Annotated in this window: 11 protein-coding genes; 3 read left to right on the top strand and 8 right to left on the bottom strand. The window is 37.8% G+C overall.

All coding sequences use genetic code 11. The annotated features are described in order from the left end of the window. Positions 1–60: 60 nt before the first annotated feature. The 3 genes from NY10_RS11685 to NY10_RS11675 form a co-directional block, all read right to left on the bottom strand. Positions 61–951, bottom strand: coding sequence for a diacylglycerol/lipid kinase family protein (locus NY10_RS11685; protein ID WP_058920095.1), 891 nt, complete (start codon positions 949–951; stop codon positions 61–63). Between the two features lie 177 nt (positions 952–1,128). Then, positions 1,129–2,628 (bottom strand): C40 family peptidase, encoded by a 1,500-nt coding sequence (locus NY10_RS11680; protein ID WP_058920094.1) that lies wholly within the window; start codon positions 2,626–2,628, stop codon positions 1,129–1,131. A gap of 189 nt (positions 2,629–2,817) precedes the next feature. Beyond that, complete coding sequence (locus NY10_RS11675) at positions 2,818–3,375, bottom strand: DNA-3-methyladenine glycosylase I (protein ID WP_058920093.1); 558 nt, start codon at positions 3,373–3,375, stop codon at positions 2,818–2,820. Positions 3,376–3,582: 207 nt separating this feature from the next. Here NY10_RS11675 and trhO point away from each other — a divergent pair, with 207 nt between their 5' ends. After that, positions 3,583–4,551 carry an oxygen-dependent tRNA uridine(34) hydroxylase TrhO gene (gene trhO / locus NY10_RS11670; RefSeq protein ID WP_058920092.1) on the top strand — a complete coding sequence of 323 codons (969 nt, stop codon included), beginning with the start codon at positions 3,583–3,585 and terminating at the stop codon, positions 4,549–4,551. Between the two features lie 84 nt (positions 4,552–4,635). Here the strand turns inward: trhO and NY10_RS11665 are convergent, their stop codons facing one another. Genes NY10_RS11665 through NY10_RS11655 form a run of 3 tightly spaced genes read right to left on the bottom strand, consistent with a single transcriptional unit; the run spans position 4,636 to position 7,339 of the window. Continuing rightward, complete coding sequence (locus NY10_RS11665) at positions 4,636–5,439, bottom strand: ABC transporter ATP-binding protein (protein ID WP_058920091.1); 804 nt, start codon at positions 5,437–5,439, stop codon at positions 4,636–4,638. Position 5,440: 1 nt separating this feature from the next. Continuing rightward, on the bottom strand, positions 5,441–6,346 hold the full coding sequence (locus NY10_RS11660; protein WP_058920090.1) for an ABC transporter permease: 906 nt from the start codon (positions 6,344–6,346) through the stop codon (positions 5,441–5,443). 27 nt (positions 6,347–6,373) lie between these two features. Next, positions 6,374–7,339: an ABC transporter substrate-binding protein gene (locus NY10_RS11655; RefSeq protein ID WP_082664245.1), complete on the bottom strand. Its 966-nt coding sequence runs from the start codon at positions 7,337–7,339 to the stop codon at positions 6,374–6,376. A gap of 651 nt (positions 7,340–7,990) precedes the next feature. Here NY10_RS11655 and NY10_RS11650 point away from each other — a divergent pair. After that, a complete protein-coding gene (locus tag NY10_RS11650; protein ID WP_231726743.1) occupies positions 7,991–11,080 on the top strand; it encodes a transglycosylase domain-containing protein in 3,090 nt (1,029 codons plus the stop codon). Positions 11,081–11,145: 65 nt separating this feature from the next. Here NY10_RS11650 and ccpA read toward each other — a convergent pair whose 3' ends face one another. Continuing rightward, positions 11,146–12,150 (bottom strand): catabolite control protein A, encoded by a 1,005-nt coding sequence (gene ccpA, locus NY10_RS11645; RefSeq protein ID WP_058920088.1) that lies wholly within the window; start codon positions 12,148–12,150, stop codon positions 11,146–11,148. A 229-nt stretch (positions 12,151–12,379) separates the two neighbouring features. Here ccpA and NY10_RS11640 point away from each other — a divergent pair, with 229 nt between their 5' ends. Further along, complete coding sequence (locus NY10_RS11640; protein WP_058920087.1) at positions 12,380–13,477, top strand: M24 family metallopeptidase; 1,098 nt, start codon at positions 12,380–12,382, stop codon at positions 13,475–13,477. 57 nt (positions 13,478–13,534) lie between these two features. Here NY10_RS11640 and NY10_RS11635 read toward each other — a convergent pair whose 3' ends face one another. Then, on the bottom strand, positions 13,535–14,338 hold the full coding sequence (locus tag NY10_RS11635; protein WP_058920086.1) for a YtxH domain-containing protein: 804 nt from the start codon (positions 14,336–14,338) through the stop codon (positions 13,535–13,537). Positions 14,339–14,361 lie beyond the last annotated feature (23 nt).

Below are 14,361 nucleotides of genomic sequence, written 5' to 3'. Positions count from 1 at the left end.
ATAAAACCCGTTGCTTACACGCAACGGGTTTTTTATGGTGTTTTATGGAAACTGTTAAAATCAACTAGGCACAAAAACAGTTATGTGAGAAGCTAACACTTCAAGAGTTAAGGGCAAGTCATCTCCTGGGTCACCGTCAATATTCGTTCCTAGTTTTTCTTTTTTAGAGACAGCCACTTGGCCTGTTTTGAACCTTTCATATAAAACATCACGTGTATCATTCGTTTCTCCCTTAAGTAATTTAAGAAGCAAGGGTAATTTCTTTAGCAAGCTCGTTTTTTTTAATAAAACCAAATGCAAATACCCATCATCTGCTTTAGCTTCTGGTAACAGAGATGAAAAACCGCCTACTGAATTGGTGAGCGCAACTAAAACCAATTCAGCTTCTTGTGAAAAAGTTTTTTCATCTAAGGTTAATTTGAATGAGTAGCTTTTATTCTTTTTTGCTGCTTTTAAGCCTTCCAAAATATAAGCAAAAAAACCTAATTTAGTTTTTTGTTCTGTACTAACATTCTGAACAGCTTCAGGGATGCTTCCGATTGCAATGACATCAATAAAGTAATCATCATTGACTTTTCCAACATCTATCTTGCATTTAGCAGCTGTAGGCAGCATGGCAATGGCTTCCGCGGGATCCATAGGAATACCAAGTGCATGACCTAAATCATTAGCAGTTCCCATAGGGATAAAACCAAAGTCAGGACGATAAGCTTCTCCTGCGATGCCATTAACACATTCGTTTATTGTGCCGTCTCCACCCATAACAAAAACAGCTTCCACTCTATCTTTTGCTGCTTCATTAGCAAATCGTTTAGCATCTCCGGCTTTCTCAGTCTTTTTTACTATTAGTTTATCAAACATTTTCTCTAATGTTGCTTGGGCATTTAACGCGTACTGTTCTCCTTCTTCATTTCCTGAAGAAGGATTTATGATTAATACAGCTAAGCTCATTTTAGCCCTCCTTTATTCTTGGTATACCTTTCAAAAAAATAAATAATACGTTTTTTCAAAAGATTCTTTTACTCGCCTACTATCAGTATACTAAGTAAGTGTTCTTATTTATACAAAAAAGACCCGAACAAAACCATGGCTGGCCTTATTCGAGTCTTTTTATTTTCATTATTGTTTTTAATAACGTCCGTAACCGACAACTTTGCTTGCCCAATATCCAGAAGTATATGAAGCATAGGCAACACCGGTACTGCTTTGAGAGCCAACAAATTGTCCGCCGCCAGAAACGATTCCTACGTGGTCAATAGTTGAACCACCAAGTGAGAAGAACACTAAGTCTCCTGCTTGTGGGTTAGATACTTTCGTTGATGCATTGTATTGTGCAGAAGCTACACGCGGCAAGTTGATGCCCGCTTTAGCAAAAACATACGATGTAAAACCAGAACAATCAAAACCTGAGGTTGTTGTACCGCCCCATAAATATGGTGTTCCTAACACGCTATTTGCAGTAGACTGCAATGCAGACCATGAAGTTCCGCCTGTTGAAGGAGCTGGAGCTGGTGTTGGTGCCGGTTTTGGTTTTGGTTTAGACACTGGTTTACTAGGCGCTGGCGTAGTTGCAGCAGTGTTATTCGAGTTAGAGCTATTCGAACTAGACGAATTCGAACTAGTCGTATTTGAGTTAGCTGTTGTTGCTGGATTACTATTCGTTGATGCAGGTTGAGACGCTGTTTCCGTACTTGGAGCTGGTGTTTCTGCTTGTACTTCTGTTACAGCTTCGTCATTGCTTTGTTCTGAAGTTGCCGCAGATGCAGTTTCGTTTGCTGCTACTTCAGTAGAAGCGGCTTCTGTTGCAGCTGCTTCTTCAGCTTTTTCTTCTTCAACTTTTTTCTGTTCAAAAGCTACTTGGACAGCTTTTTCTGCAGCCGCTTGAGCTGTAGTATATTCAGTAACAGCATTTTCTGCAGCTGTTTTTTGAGCTAAGAAAGCATCTTTATCTTCTTGAGCCGTGGCCATTTCAGAAGCGAGTTGCGAAACAACTACTTCTTTTTCCAACATTTGTTGCTCAAGAGAACTTTGTGCATCTTCCAGCTGAGCAGCTAATGCATTTTGTTGAACGATTGTTTGTTCCGTTGCTGTTTTCTTTTCAATCACTAATTTTTGATCGGCTACTTGTTCTTCAACAAGGTTTTTATTGGCATCTACTAATTTACTAACCACATCTAAGCGGCCTACTACGTCTACTAAAGACTCTGCTTCAATGACGAATTCTATGTAGTTTTGAGTATCTCCATTAGTTTGGACTGTTCGAGCTTGTTGATCCAATTGTTCATTTCGTTGTTCAATTTTTTCTTCTAGTGCTTCAATTTCTGTTTTCAACGTATCCATTTCTTTTTGAGATTTTTGGATATCAGCTACTAATTTTTGAGATTTTTCTTTATTTACACTAATAGTATTATTGATTGTTTCTAATTGCTCTTGTGTAGTAATTTTTTCTGTTGCTAAACCATTTATTTTTTGTTCTGCTTCTTCAATATTTTTTTTATTTTGGTTTACTTTTTGTTCTGCTTCTTCGATTTTGTCTGTATAGGATTCAGCACCAACCGCTGTTGGCAATATAAGAGAGCTAAAAGTCATTGTTCCTAAAATAGCAATTGAAAGTAATTTTTTATTCACTAGTCTCTTTCCTCCAAATTTCATTTTTTAATCTTAAGTAAAATTTACTCTTACTTCACAAGTCATAGTATAACATGAAAGACAAGTCAGTAAGGTTTCGTTTAGATTACAATTAAGTGTCAACACTTTTAACGTTCTTTGTCTGATTATTCCTCTTCTTCTTCATTCTCCTCTTGTAAAGCATAGGTTTTATTTAAATTGACAACCTGCTTCATGATCGTTAATCAACCCAGCAGCTTGCAAGTAAGCATAACACGTCACTGGTCCAATAAAAGAAAAGTTTCTTTTTTTCATATCTGCTGCAAGTTTTTCGGATAATTCAGTTTTCACAGGAATTTGTTCCCCAGTGCTGTAGTGATTGACGATTGGTTGATAATCCACAAAAGACCATAAGTAGCGATCAAAGGTTCCCCATTCTTCTTGAACCGCTAAAAAGGATCGTGCGTTTTTGATAATGGCTTTTATTTTTAATTTATGGCGTATAATGCCGGGATTAGCCAGCAGTTCTTCTATTTTTAGTTGATCATAAATTTGGATTTTTAGTGGATCAAACCCATCTAAAGCCTCACGGTAATTCTCTCTTTTCGCTAATATAGTAGACCAGCTCAAACCAGCTTGCATGGTTTCAAGAATCAGTAATTCAAACAACTCTTTGTCATCATGATGTGGCTTCCCCCATTCATAATCATGGTAATGTTGATCTAATGGCGTTTTTGTTGCCCAAGTACATCGCATCCTATCGTTCATCCTTTCTATCTTCCTGTCTTTTACGATCGGTTTAGTGCATTGATTTTTTTAAATCGGGTCAGCTCAATTCATTTTAGCTTAAAAAAACACTCTCTGCTATTTTTTAGGCCTTGCTTTCTTAAAATAAGTTAGTGTATAATATAGTGTCAGATAGTTTGTTTATTTCATTATAAAGTTTATTAAGTAAGTTATTTAGGAGGATTTACAATGTCTAAAGATTATCGTGTATTGCTTTATTACCAATATGTTCTTATTGAAGACCCAGAGCAATTTACAAAAGACCATTTAGCATTTTGTAAAGAAATTGGTTTAAAAGGTAGAATCTTAATCGCTTCAGAAGGTATCAATGGCACCGTTTCGGGAACGTTCGAACAAACTCAACGTTACATGGATGAAATGCATGCTGATACTCGTTTTGCTGATATGGTTTTTAAAATTGATGAAGAAAGTACAGAAGCTTTCAAAAAAATGCATGTTCGCCACCGGCAAGAATTAGTTACATTAAACTTAGAAGATGACATCGACCCCAATGAAATCACAGGGGAATATTTGGACCCTAAAGCCTTCCGGGAAGCCATTTTAGATGAAGGTACAATTGTCATTGATGCGCGTAATGATTATGAATATGATTTAGGGCACTTCAGAGGTGCAGTTCGACCGGATATCCGCTCTTTTCGTGAACTCCCTCAATGGATTCGCGACAATAAAGAAGAGTTCATGGATAAACGTGTTGTAACTTATTGTACAGGCGGGATCCGTTGTGAAAAGTTTTCAGGTTGGCTAGTCAAAGAAGGATTTAAAGATGTCGGTCAATTACATGGCGGCATTGCTACGTATGGTAAAGATCCTGAAGTCCAAGGCGAGTTATGGGACGGTCAAATGTATGTATTCGATAGTCGAATCAGTGTACCTGTAAACCAAAAAGAACATGTGATTGTTGGTCGGGATTGGTTTGATGGTTCTCCTTGCGAACGGTATGTTAACTGTGCAAACCCTAAGTGCAATCGTCAAATTTTAACTTCAGTTGAAAACGAGCACAAATACTTGCGCGGCTGTTGTTACGATTGCCGAGTTGCATCAGAGAATTTGTATGTAAAACACAATCATCTAAGCCAAGAGGAAGTTAGTGAGCGTTTAGCTGAAATTGGCGAAATATTGCCAACTTCTAACTTCTAAAAAATAAGGAACTGGGACTTATCCCAGTTCCTTATTTTTATACAATTTTTTCGGTGCAATCATATTTTTTATTGCCTGCTTTTATTATCCTAAAATCAGCGCATCATCACTAACACGATTGCCGCTGTTTTTATGAAACAATTCCAATAAATCAGGAACTGTCATTTTCTTCTTTTCAACACCCGAAACATCAACAACAATTTGCCCATTATGCAACATAATCAACCGGTTGCCATATTCAATCGCATTTTCCATATTATGTGTGATCATCATGGCTGTCAATTTTTCTTCTTGAACGATTTTATCGGTCAACTCTAATACCATCTGACTTGTTTTAGGATCTAGAGCTGCCGTATGCTCATCTAAAAGAAGCAACTTCGGTGTTTCTAAAGTAGCCATCAACAATGTTAACGCTTGGCGTTGCCCGCCAGATAATAAACCAACTTCCATTTTCAAGCGGTTTTCTAGCCCTAAATCTAGTTGTCTCAATCGTTTTCTAAATAGTGTCCGTTGCTTTTCTTTAACACCTAACGAGAGCCCTCTTCTTTTCCCGCGATTATAAGCAACAGCTAAATTTTCTTCAATGCTTAATCTTGTGGCCGTCCCCATTTTAGGATCTTGGAAAACACGACCGATATGTTTCGACCGTTCTGCTGTTTTTTTGTATGTCACGTCTTCCCCATCTAAGAAAATGCGCCCTTCATCAACAAAGAAGCTCCCTGCAATACTATTTAATAACGTTGATTTCCCTGCTCCGTTTCCACCAATGATCGTCACAAATTCTTCTTCTTTAATCGTTAAATCCAACCCTTTTAACACATGGTTTTCATTGATCGTTCCTGTCTCAAAGCTTTTGTGAATAGCTTGTACTTCTAGGATAGCAGCCATTTTATTGTACCCCTTTCTTTTTTGCATATGGAGATTTTTTCAAGATTTTTCCAGACTTCTTTTTCAGCAAGGGTGTTGAAAGAGCAATCGCTAAAATCAGTGCTGAAAACAATTTGATATCTTGAGGATCAACTCCCAGCTGCAGCACCAAATCGATGATCAAGCGGTAAACCACAGCTCCAATAACGATCGTCACTAAACGTTTTGCAAATGATAAGTTATGGAAGATGACTTCTCCGATAATAACGGAAGCCAATCCAATAACGATTGTGCCAATTCCCATGCCAATATCCGCATAACTATTGTTTTGCGCAATCAATGCACCGGACAAAGCAATCAAGCCATTACTCAACATATACCCGATAATTTTCATAGCATTAGTATGAATGCCATTTGCTTCACTCATGTCTTCATTGTCTCCTGTTGAGCGAATAGCTAAGCCTGTTTCCGTATTAAAAAATAAGTATAAAACTAAAATCACCAGCAGTGCTACCAGTGCTCCAACTGCTAATACAGCTGTCCGGCTGTTCAAACCAAAGCTTTGCATAGTCCGCATCAATGTTCCTTGTCCAAGTAGCGTCACGTTAGCTTTTCCCATGATTCTTAAATTAATGGAATAGAGAGCCGTCATTGTCAGTATTCCGGTCAGTAGAGCGGGAATTTTCAGTACTGTATGCAAAAGTCCAGATACCGTTCCGGCCAACATCCCCGCAATCAGTGCTGCAATGGTAGAAAGCCAAGGCGGAATTCCAGCAACGATCAGACTGGCACAGACAGCTGCCCCTAATGGAAAACTACCTTCAGCTGTTAAATCGGCAATATCTAAAATTCGAAAAGTTAAATACACTCCGATTGCCATGACCGACCATAATAACCCTTGTGAAATACTTGATAATATTATACTCATAACTGTAAAACTCCCCTTTTTTCTTCCTTATTCCGGACTGACAATACTTGCCGGATCGATTCCTAAAGCTTCAGCGATTTCTTCATTAATAACGAGTTCCAATTTATTCGATGTTTCTACGGGCAGTTCAGCTGGATCTGCTCCATCTTTAATAATTTTCAATGCCATCTTGGCCGTTTGTCTTCCTAAGTCTTCATAATTGATTCCATAGGTAGCTAAAGCTCCCGTTTCAACCATCTCTGCTGCACCGGCTACAACTGGTAATTGATACTCCAGAGTAATTTCTTTGATCGTCGGCATTGTGCTGGCCATTGTATTATCCGTTGGAATATAAACTGCCTCAACTTCTTGAGCTAGTGTGGTCATAACTTGCTGCACATCATTCGTTGTCGTTACAGTCAATACCTTTACATCTACTCCTTTGGCTTCAATTGATTTTTGGGCCATGTCTGCTTGGATTTTCGAATTAGGTTCACTCGAATTGTAAATGATGCCAACTGTATTTGCTTCAGGTGCAATGGATAGTAATAAGGCTACTTGTTCTTCGATAGGAACAATATCGCTTGTCCCTGAAATATTCAGTCCTGGCTCTTCGTTGCTTTCTACTAAACCAGCATCAACTGGATCAGTAACGGCTGTAAACAAGATCGGATCTTCTGTAGTTACATTGGCTAACGCTTGAGCTGCCGGAGTTGCAATGGCTAAAATAGCATCATTTTCACCAACTAAGCGTTCACTCATGCTTTGCAAGTTGGCTTGATCTCCTTGTGCATTTTGATAGTCAACCGTTAAATTTTCTCCTTCAACATAACCTTCTTCTTCTAATTCTTTCAAAAACCCTTCACGAGCTGATGATAATGAATCATGCTCCATATATTGTAAAATTCCAATAGCCATTTCGTTATCTTGACCGCTCTCGGTCGAATTCCCACATGCTGCTAATACCAAGCCTGTTGCTAACGTTATTAATCCCATTGCTAACTGTTTCTTCATTATATTTTCCTCCTAGATTAACGTTCTTTTTCTTGCTTTGCTTCACGGTACCTCAATTTTCCTTTTCGGCCTAAAAAAGAAAATATAAAAAATTAAAACCCCCACTTAGATTTAGTACAATCTAAGTGGGGGTTTGGGATTATTTTTATAAAAAAAATAAGCTCATCATACATCACCTAGACTTCACTATCATCTATGTGACGCATTAAGCTCAATACAAAATGCTTTAGCCATCATAGATACAAACATCGCTGTTTCCTGTTTGCATCCATAATAAATTATGTTTACAAACAGTCTATAAAATAGCTAAAGAAATAATTATTCAATTGGAGGTGGATTTTTGGTTGACAATTCATAATGAATCCCTCACAATCTGCATTTGATGTGTTTAAGTATAGAAAATAACTTTCACTTTGTCAATTGTTTTATTAAAAAATATTAATCTGACTGTTACTTAATCTTTACTTACACAGCTTTAAGCAAGGTCTTTCATTGCATTTTCTATTTTTAATGGTGCTTTTTTTGCTATTCCTTTTTTTCAAAAGTTAGGTTTTTTTATGACTTTTTGATATAATCAACAGAGTAACTTTGTTTAAATTATGAATATGAGGTGAACTTAATTTGAAAGAACCAAAAAGGAGTACCACTTCTTTGCTCTTAGAAAAAGTTAAAACTTTTTTCATTGATGCTAAACAAGCCGCTAAGAAGAAGTGGGTTGCTTTCAAACAAAAACAAGCTGCTAAAAAAGAGACAACTGATAAAAATTCGTCTCAACCATCAAATGCAGCAGAACCGTCAGTTGATTCTGCTTATCGCAGCAAGCCAAAAACACACCAAACCGAACCAGAAACACTTGATGATAAATTCATCGCATTTTTATTAGCGATCAAAGGATGGGTTGTAATGAAATGGCGAGCTCTGAAGAAAAAATTCGGTAAAAAAACTTCTAAAGGAAAACACCGGCAAACTAAAGATGAAAAGAATCCAACATCTTCTGAAAATTCTTTATTTTTTGGGTTTAATGTAGGGTACACTGTTTTCAAAAACCTTTTTATCACACTTATTGTCGTTATCTTGATGGGTGTGGCCTTCGGAGGCGGAGCTGGACTAGGTTACTTTGCTTATCTCGTTTCTAATGATGAGCCCCCTACTTATGAAGAAATGAAAGCTGATATCGAAAATCTCGAAACCACTTCATCTGCTTATTATGCCGGAGGAGAATTGATCAGCGATTTAAAAACGGACTTAAAAAGAATAAAAATCCCATTAGCGGATATGTCTCCTCTAATTCAAAATGCCATTATTGCTACTGAAGATGAATACTTTTATGACCATGAAGGAGTTGTTCCAAAAGCTGTTGTTCGTGCGTTAGCTCAAGAAGTCAGCGGAGCTACTAATGTTTCTGGAGGTTCAACACTTACTCAGCAACTCGTAAAACAACAAATCCTAACAAATGAAGTTTCATTTAAACGAAAAGCAAATGAAATTTTACTTGCTTTCCGACTTGAAAATTACTTTTCAAAAGATGAAATTTTAGAAGCCTATTTAAACGTTTCCCCATTTGGACGTAATAATCATGGTGAAAATATTGCTGGGCTTCAAGAAGCAACATCCGGTATCTTCGGTGTTGCTCCAAATGAAGTCAGTTTACCGCAAGCTGCTTTTATAGCTGGGCTGCCTCAGAATCCGATCGTCTATAGTCCTTATACCCAATATGGAGAAATTAAAGAGGATTTAACAACGGGTATGGCACGTAAAGACGAGGTTTTGTTCAGAATGTACCGTGAAGGCTATATCAGCGAAGATGAATACAATGAAGCAAAAAATTACGACTTAGCACAAGATTTTATCCAACAAGATACTTCAACTCAGCAAAAAAATTCTTATCTTTATGACAAAGTTGAAAAAGAAGCACGGGAAATCATTATGGAAAAACTGTACACTGCTGACAAATTGACGGCTTCTGACTTAGCCGCAGATAAAAGTTTGTATGATGAATATTACGAAAAAGCCGATCAAGAAATACGAATGAAAGGTTTTAAAATTAACACGACGATCGATAAGCCTGTTTATGAGGCTATGCAAAATGTCGTAACAAATAATGCTGGCAATTTAGGTTACCAAAAAGAAGTTGAATGGACAAACCCAGATACAGGAGAAGTTGTGACCATTATCGAACCGGTCCAAAACGGCAGTGTTCTAATGAATAACGCTACTGGTGCTATCCTTTCCTTTATTGGAGGAGTAGATTTTGAGGTCTCACAAGTCAATCACGCCTTTGACACTCAACGTTCTCCTGGTTCGACGATTAAACCTTTATTGGTGTATGCACCTGCACTTGAAAACGGCACGATCACACCAGCAACCATTGTACCGCAAACAACATTAGTGGTACCTGATGGAGTTAATGGAACTCATGAGATCACCAATGATGGCGGCAACGTGCCGAATACATGGATCAGTTCCAGAGAAGGGTTGGCTAAGTCTAGTAACCTTGTAACCAGCAGAATCTATCTAGAGATGCAAAAATCATTTGTACCTGGAGAATACTTGCCTAAGATGGGTATCGGAACTGATTCGATTTCTGAAGAAGAATACGCTAACCCGTCATTAGCTATTGGTGGTACTGAACATGGTGCAACTGTTTTAGAACAAACCAACGCTTTTGCGACATTAGCTAATAATGGTACCCATACTGAAAGTTATATGATCGAATCCATTGAAAATTCAGCTGGAGATGTCATTTATCAACACGAAACTAAATCAAATCAGGTTTTCTCTCCCCAAACCGCATACCTGACAATTGATATGATGCGTGATGTTTTGGATGCTGGAACAGCGACCGAAGTTAAAGGTCAATTAAACTTCAGTGCTGACTTAGCAGGGAAGACCGGAACTTCTGAAGAACAAAAAGACATCTGGTTTATCGCGAGTACTCCCGAAGTTACTTTGAGTTCTTGGATAGGTTACGATAATTCAATTGAAGGTGTCACAAACTATTTGAACGAATACTCAGGTGTTGGGAGTGCTGGCAGGCGTAACCGGGCTTTCTGGTCACAGTTGGCTAATGCTATCAATAGTGCTAACCCTTCTATCATGGGCGCAAACAAATCTTTCCAACAACCAGAAGGCATTGTTTCGACTACGGTCAATGACAAAACAGGTATGAAAGCCGGCAAAGTAAAATTAGGCAATGGAAAGGAAACTACTGTCTCTGGTGAAACGAAAACTGAGATTTTTAACAGCAAGTACCTTCCTGGAACAACCACTTACAATTTTGCAATTGGCGCAAATGCAAAAGAATTACAAGATTATTGGGGAGGCCTAGCGAGCTCAGAGGCAAAAGCAAAGATGGAACAAAAAGGTAAAGCCGATGCGAAAGCTAAGGCAGAATCCGAAAAAGCGAAAGCTGATGCAGATGCTAAAGCCAAAGCAGAATCTGAAAAAGTGAAAGCCGATGCAGATGCCAAAACCAAAGCAGAGTCCGAAAAAGCAAAAGCTGATGCAGATGCTAAAGCTAAAGCAGAATCTGAAAAAGCAAAAGCCGATGCAGATGCCAAAGCAAAGGCTGAATCTGAAAAAGCGAAAGCTGATGCAGATGCTAAAGCCAAAGCAGAATCTGAAAAAGCGAAAGCCGATGCAGACGCCAAAGCCAAAGCAGAATCTGAAAAAGCAAAAGCCGATGCGGATGCCAAAGCAAAAGCTGAGTCTGAAAAAGCGAAAAAAAATTCTACTCCTTGATACTCTTGGAAATAAAAATCCCGACTAAGAAGAATGTATCTTCTTAGCCGGGATTTTTTGATTTTTTATTTAGTTGTTCCTCTGTTCGCAACGTTATGCGGTAAGATAATCGTTTTTTCATCTACTTCTTCTTTGTTCATTAATTTTGTTAACAACCGCATTGAAACGGCTCCGATATCGTATAAAGGTTGAGTAATGGTACTCATTTTAGGTCTAACCATTTCAGTTAATTTTGAATTGTTTGCAGTAACCAATTCAAATTCTTCTGGAACGCGAACGTCGTGATCTAATGCTCCATTTAAAACTCCAACAGCTAGTTCATCGTCTCCTACAAAGACAGCCGTTGCACTTGCTTCAGCTAATTTGCTGTAAATTTCTTCTCCAGCAGAAAAAGTGTATTCTGTTTCAAAAATCAAGCTTTCATCAAATGTAATTCCTGCGTCTGCTAAAGCTTTTTTATAGCCTTTCATTCGGTAAATGCTGTTGATCGGCTCTTCTGTTTGCGAACCAGAAACAAAAGCAATGCGTTGATGTCCTTTAGCAACCAACTCAGAAACAACCTGTTCTGTTGCTGCTTCATAATCAATGTTGACACTGCCCACTTGCTCATCTGGATCAACTGTTCCTGCCAACACTACTGGAATTTTAGAACGCGAAAACTCTGCACGTAATTCATCCGTAATTTTATGCCCCATGTAAATTAATCCATCTACTTGTTTCGCTAATAATGTATTCAATACATTCACTTCTTTTTGATCGTTTTGATCCGAGTTTGCTAAAATGATGTTGTATTTATACATTGTTGCGATGTCGTCTATTCCTCTTGCTAGTGAAGAAAAGTATAAGTTGGTCACATCAGGAATAATCACGCCTACAGTCGTTGTTTTTTTACTTGCTAATCCCCGAGCAATCGCATTAGGCCGGTAGTCTAAACGGTCAATAACTTCTAAGACTTTTTTTCTGGTTGTTGGTTTGACATTCGGATTGCCGTTTACAACCCGTGAGACTGTTGCCATAGATACATTTGCTTCTCTTGCTACATCGTATATTGTAATTGTTTGTTTTTCCATATATTTAATCCCCTTTAATTTTCGGATTTTATTGATACAATTTCATTCTTATACAATTTATCAAATTTCCGCAAATAATGCAAGCGTTTTAATTCCGTTTTCATGAAAATTTCATAATCTGTTTCATTAGTCTGAATTCTTAACTTAAAATTTATCCTTCATAGCAAGAAGACTAATGGTACAATTAAGATATCTAAACAAAATTTTTTTATAGAAAGTAGGAATAGTTATGAATAAACGGTTGTCAGAATTACAACAGTGGTTAAGAGAAACAGGTACAGATTGTCTGTTTATCAATGATCCAGGAAATGTAGTCTATTTCAGTGGCTTTGAAAGCGAACCTCATGAGAGAATTTTAGGACTCGTCCTCTTTCCTTTTGCTGATCCATTTTTGTTTACTCCTTCCTTAGAAATGGAAGATGCTAAAAAAGGCAGTTGGCCTTTTGATGTGATCAGTTATTTGGATAATGAAGATCCTTGGGCGATCATAACCAATGAAATGAATCAACGGGCCGCACAATTGAAGCAATTAGCTATTGAAAAAGATTTCTTAACGGTAATGCGTCATGAAAAATTAGCACAATCCTTAGAATTCAGCCAGTTTATTGATGCTACTCCTAAGATTCAAGAAATGAAACTAATTAAAAGCTCAGATGAAATCGAACGAATGAAAGAAGCAGGAAAATGGGCTGATACAGCTTTGACCATTGGATTTAACGCAATTAAAGAAGATGTCTCCGAACAAGAAATCGTAGCAGAAATTGAATACCAATTAAAAAAACAAGGTATCAAAGAAATGAGTTTTGAAACAATGGTTTTGGCAGGAGATAATGCAGCCAGTCCTCATGGCACTTCAGGTTCTCGCAAAATAAAAAAAGATGAGTTTGTTTTATTTGATCTCGGTGTAGTACATAATGGATACACCAGTGATGTAACACGCACAATAGCCTTTGGAACTCCTTCTCAAAAAGCGCAAGAAATATATGCTCTTGTCCTTGAAGCTCATCACGCAGCTATTGCCGCAGTAAAACCTGGCGTAACTGCTGGAGAACTTGATGCGATCGCTCGAAACATTATTTCTGAAGGAGGATACGGCCCTTACTTCACTCATCGCTTAGGTCATGGGTTAGGCAGCAGCGTCCATGAATATCCTTCCATTATGCAAGGCAGCAACTTGGTGATCCAAGAAGGAATGTGCTTCTCAATTGAACCGGGTATTTATGTTCCAGATATTGCCGGAGTTCGCATTGAGGATTGTTTATATGTAACCAAAGACGGCTGCGAAGTTTTTACACACACTCCTACTGCTTATACTTCGATTCTCTAAAACAAGAAACAAAATCCCAGGAAGCAGAGCTCCCTGGGATTTTTAGTCTACATACCTTTAGATTCCAACATTTGTGTTGGTAGATTTACGATCTTTTGGATCAGAATCTTCTTTGCGTTGTTCTGTTCCAGTATTAACTGATGATAATTTTTCATCTTCAGCTGCTTTCTTTTGATCGTACGTGTAGTCCATTGTGTTTCTTTCAACTTCTTCTTTTAATGAATCAGAATCTAATTTCAATCCTTTTGTAAACTGTTGGCTATCATTTTTTGCTTCAGCTGATTTTTTCTTAGCATCTTCTGTTGCCTCTTCCGCTGTTCCTTTAGCGTCTGCTGCTGCGTCTTTTGCAGTATCTTGAGCATCTTCAGCTGCATCTTTGGCTGTTTCTTTGACTTCTGCAGAAGCGTCTTTAACTTTTTCTTTAGTATCAGCTGCGATATCAGTTGCTTTATCTTTTGCATCACCCATCGTTGAGCTGAGGTTTTCTTTTGTTTCGGAAGCTGTATCGCTTAAATCTGATTTCACTTTTTCTGTACTGTCCATTACTTCAGAACGAATATTTTTTAAGTCTTCTCCTACTTCTTTTGAAGTATGGCTTAATTGTTCTTTCATTTGTGATGCTGTATCTTTTAGGTTGATTTTAATGTCTTCTGTTGCATCTTTAGCTACATCTTTAATTTCTGTTCCTTTTTCTTTGGCAATATCTGTGTAATCTTTAGCGTTGTCTTTAGCCATTGAAGCTTGATGTGCTAAATCATCACGTAATTCTTTGCCGGACTTAGGAGCAAATAACAATGCTGCGATACTAGCTGTTGCTGCCCCGATAAGAGTTCCTAATAAAAAACCATTTTTCTTTGCCATAATTAATTTCCCCTCTTCTGTAT

Source organism: Carnobacterium sp. CP1 (assembly GCF_001483965.1).
Classification (GTDB): Bacteria; Bacillota; Bacilli; order Lactobacillales; family Carnobacteriaceae; genus Carnobacterium_A; species Carnobacterium_A antarcticum.
Note: the sequence above shows the minus strand (reverse complement) of the source record. Positions and strands in the feature narration are given on the sequence as shown.

Coding starts and splice junctions, on each gene's coding strand:
- NY10_RS11685 (WP_058920095.1), bottom strand. CDS start 951: ATGAGCTTAGCTGTATTAATCATAAATCCTTCTTCAGGAAATGAAGAA.
- NY10_RS11675 (WP_058920093.1), bottom strand. CDS start 3,375: ATGAACGATAGGATGCGATGTACTTGGGCAACAAAAACGCCATTAGAT.
- trhO (WP_058920092.1), top strand. CDS start 3,583: ATGTCTAAAGATTATCGTGTATTGCTTTATTACCAATATGTTCTTATT.
- NY10_RS11665 (WP_058920091.1), bottom strand. CDS start 5,439: ATGGCTGCTATCCTAGAAGTACAAGCTATTCACAAAAGCTTTGAGACA.
- NY10_RS11660 (WP_058920090.1), bottom strand. CDS start 6,346: ATGAGTATAATATTATCAAGTATTTCACAAGGGTTATTATGGTCGGTC.
- NY10_RS11655 (WP_082664245.1), bottom strand. CDS start 7,339: ATGAAGAAACAGTTAGCAATGGGATTAATAACGTTAGCAACAGGCTTG.
- ccpA (WP_058920088.1), bottom strand. CDS start 12,150: ATGGAAAAACAAACAATTACAATATACGATGTAGCAAGAGAAGCAAAT.
- NY10_RS11640 (WP_058920087.1), top strand. CDS start 12,380: ATGAATAAACGGTTGTCAGAATTACAACAGTGGTTAAGAGAAACAGGT.
- NY10_RS11635 (WP_058920086.1), bottom strand. CDS start 14,338: ATGGCAAAGAAAAATGGTTTTTTATTAGGAACTCTTATCGGGGCAGCA.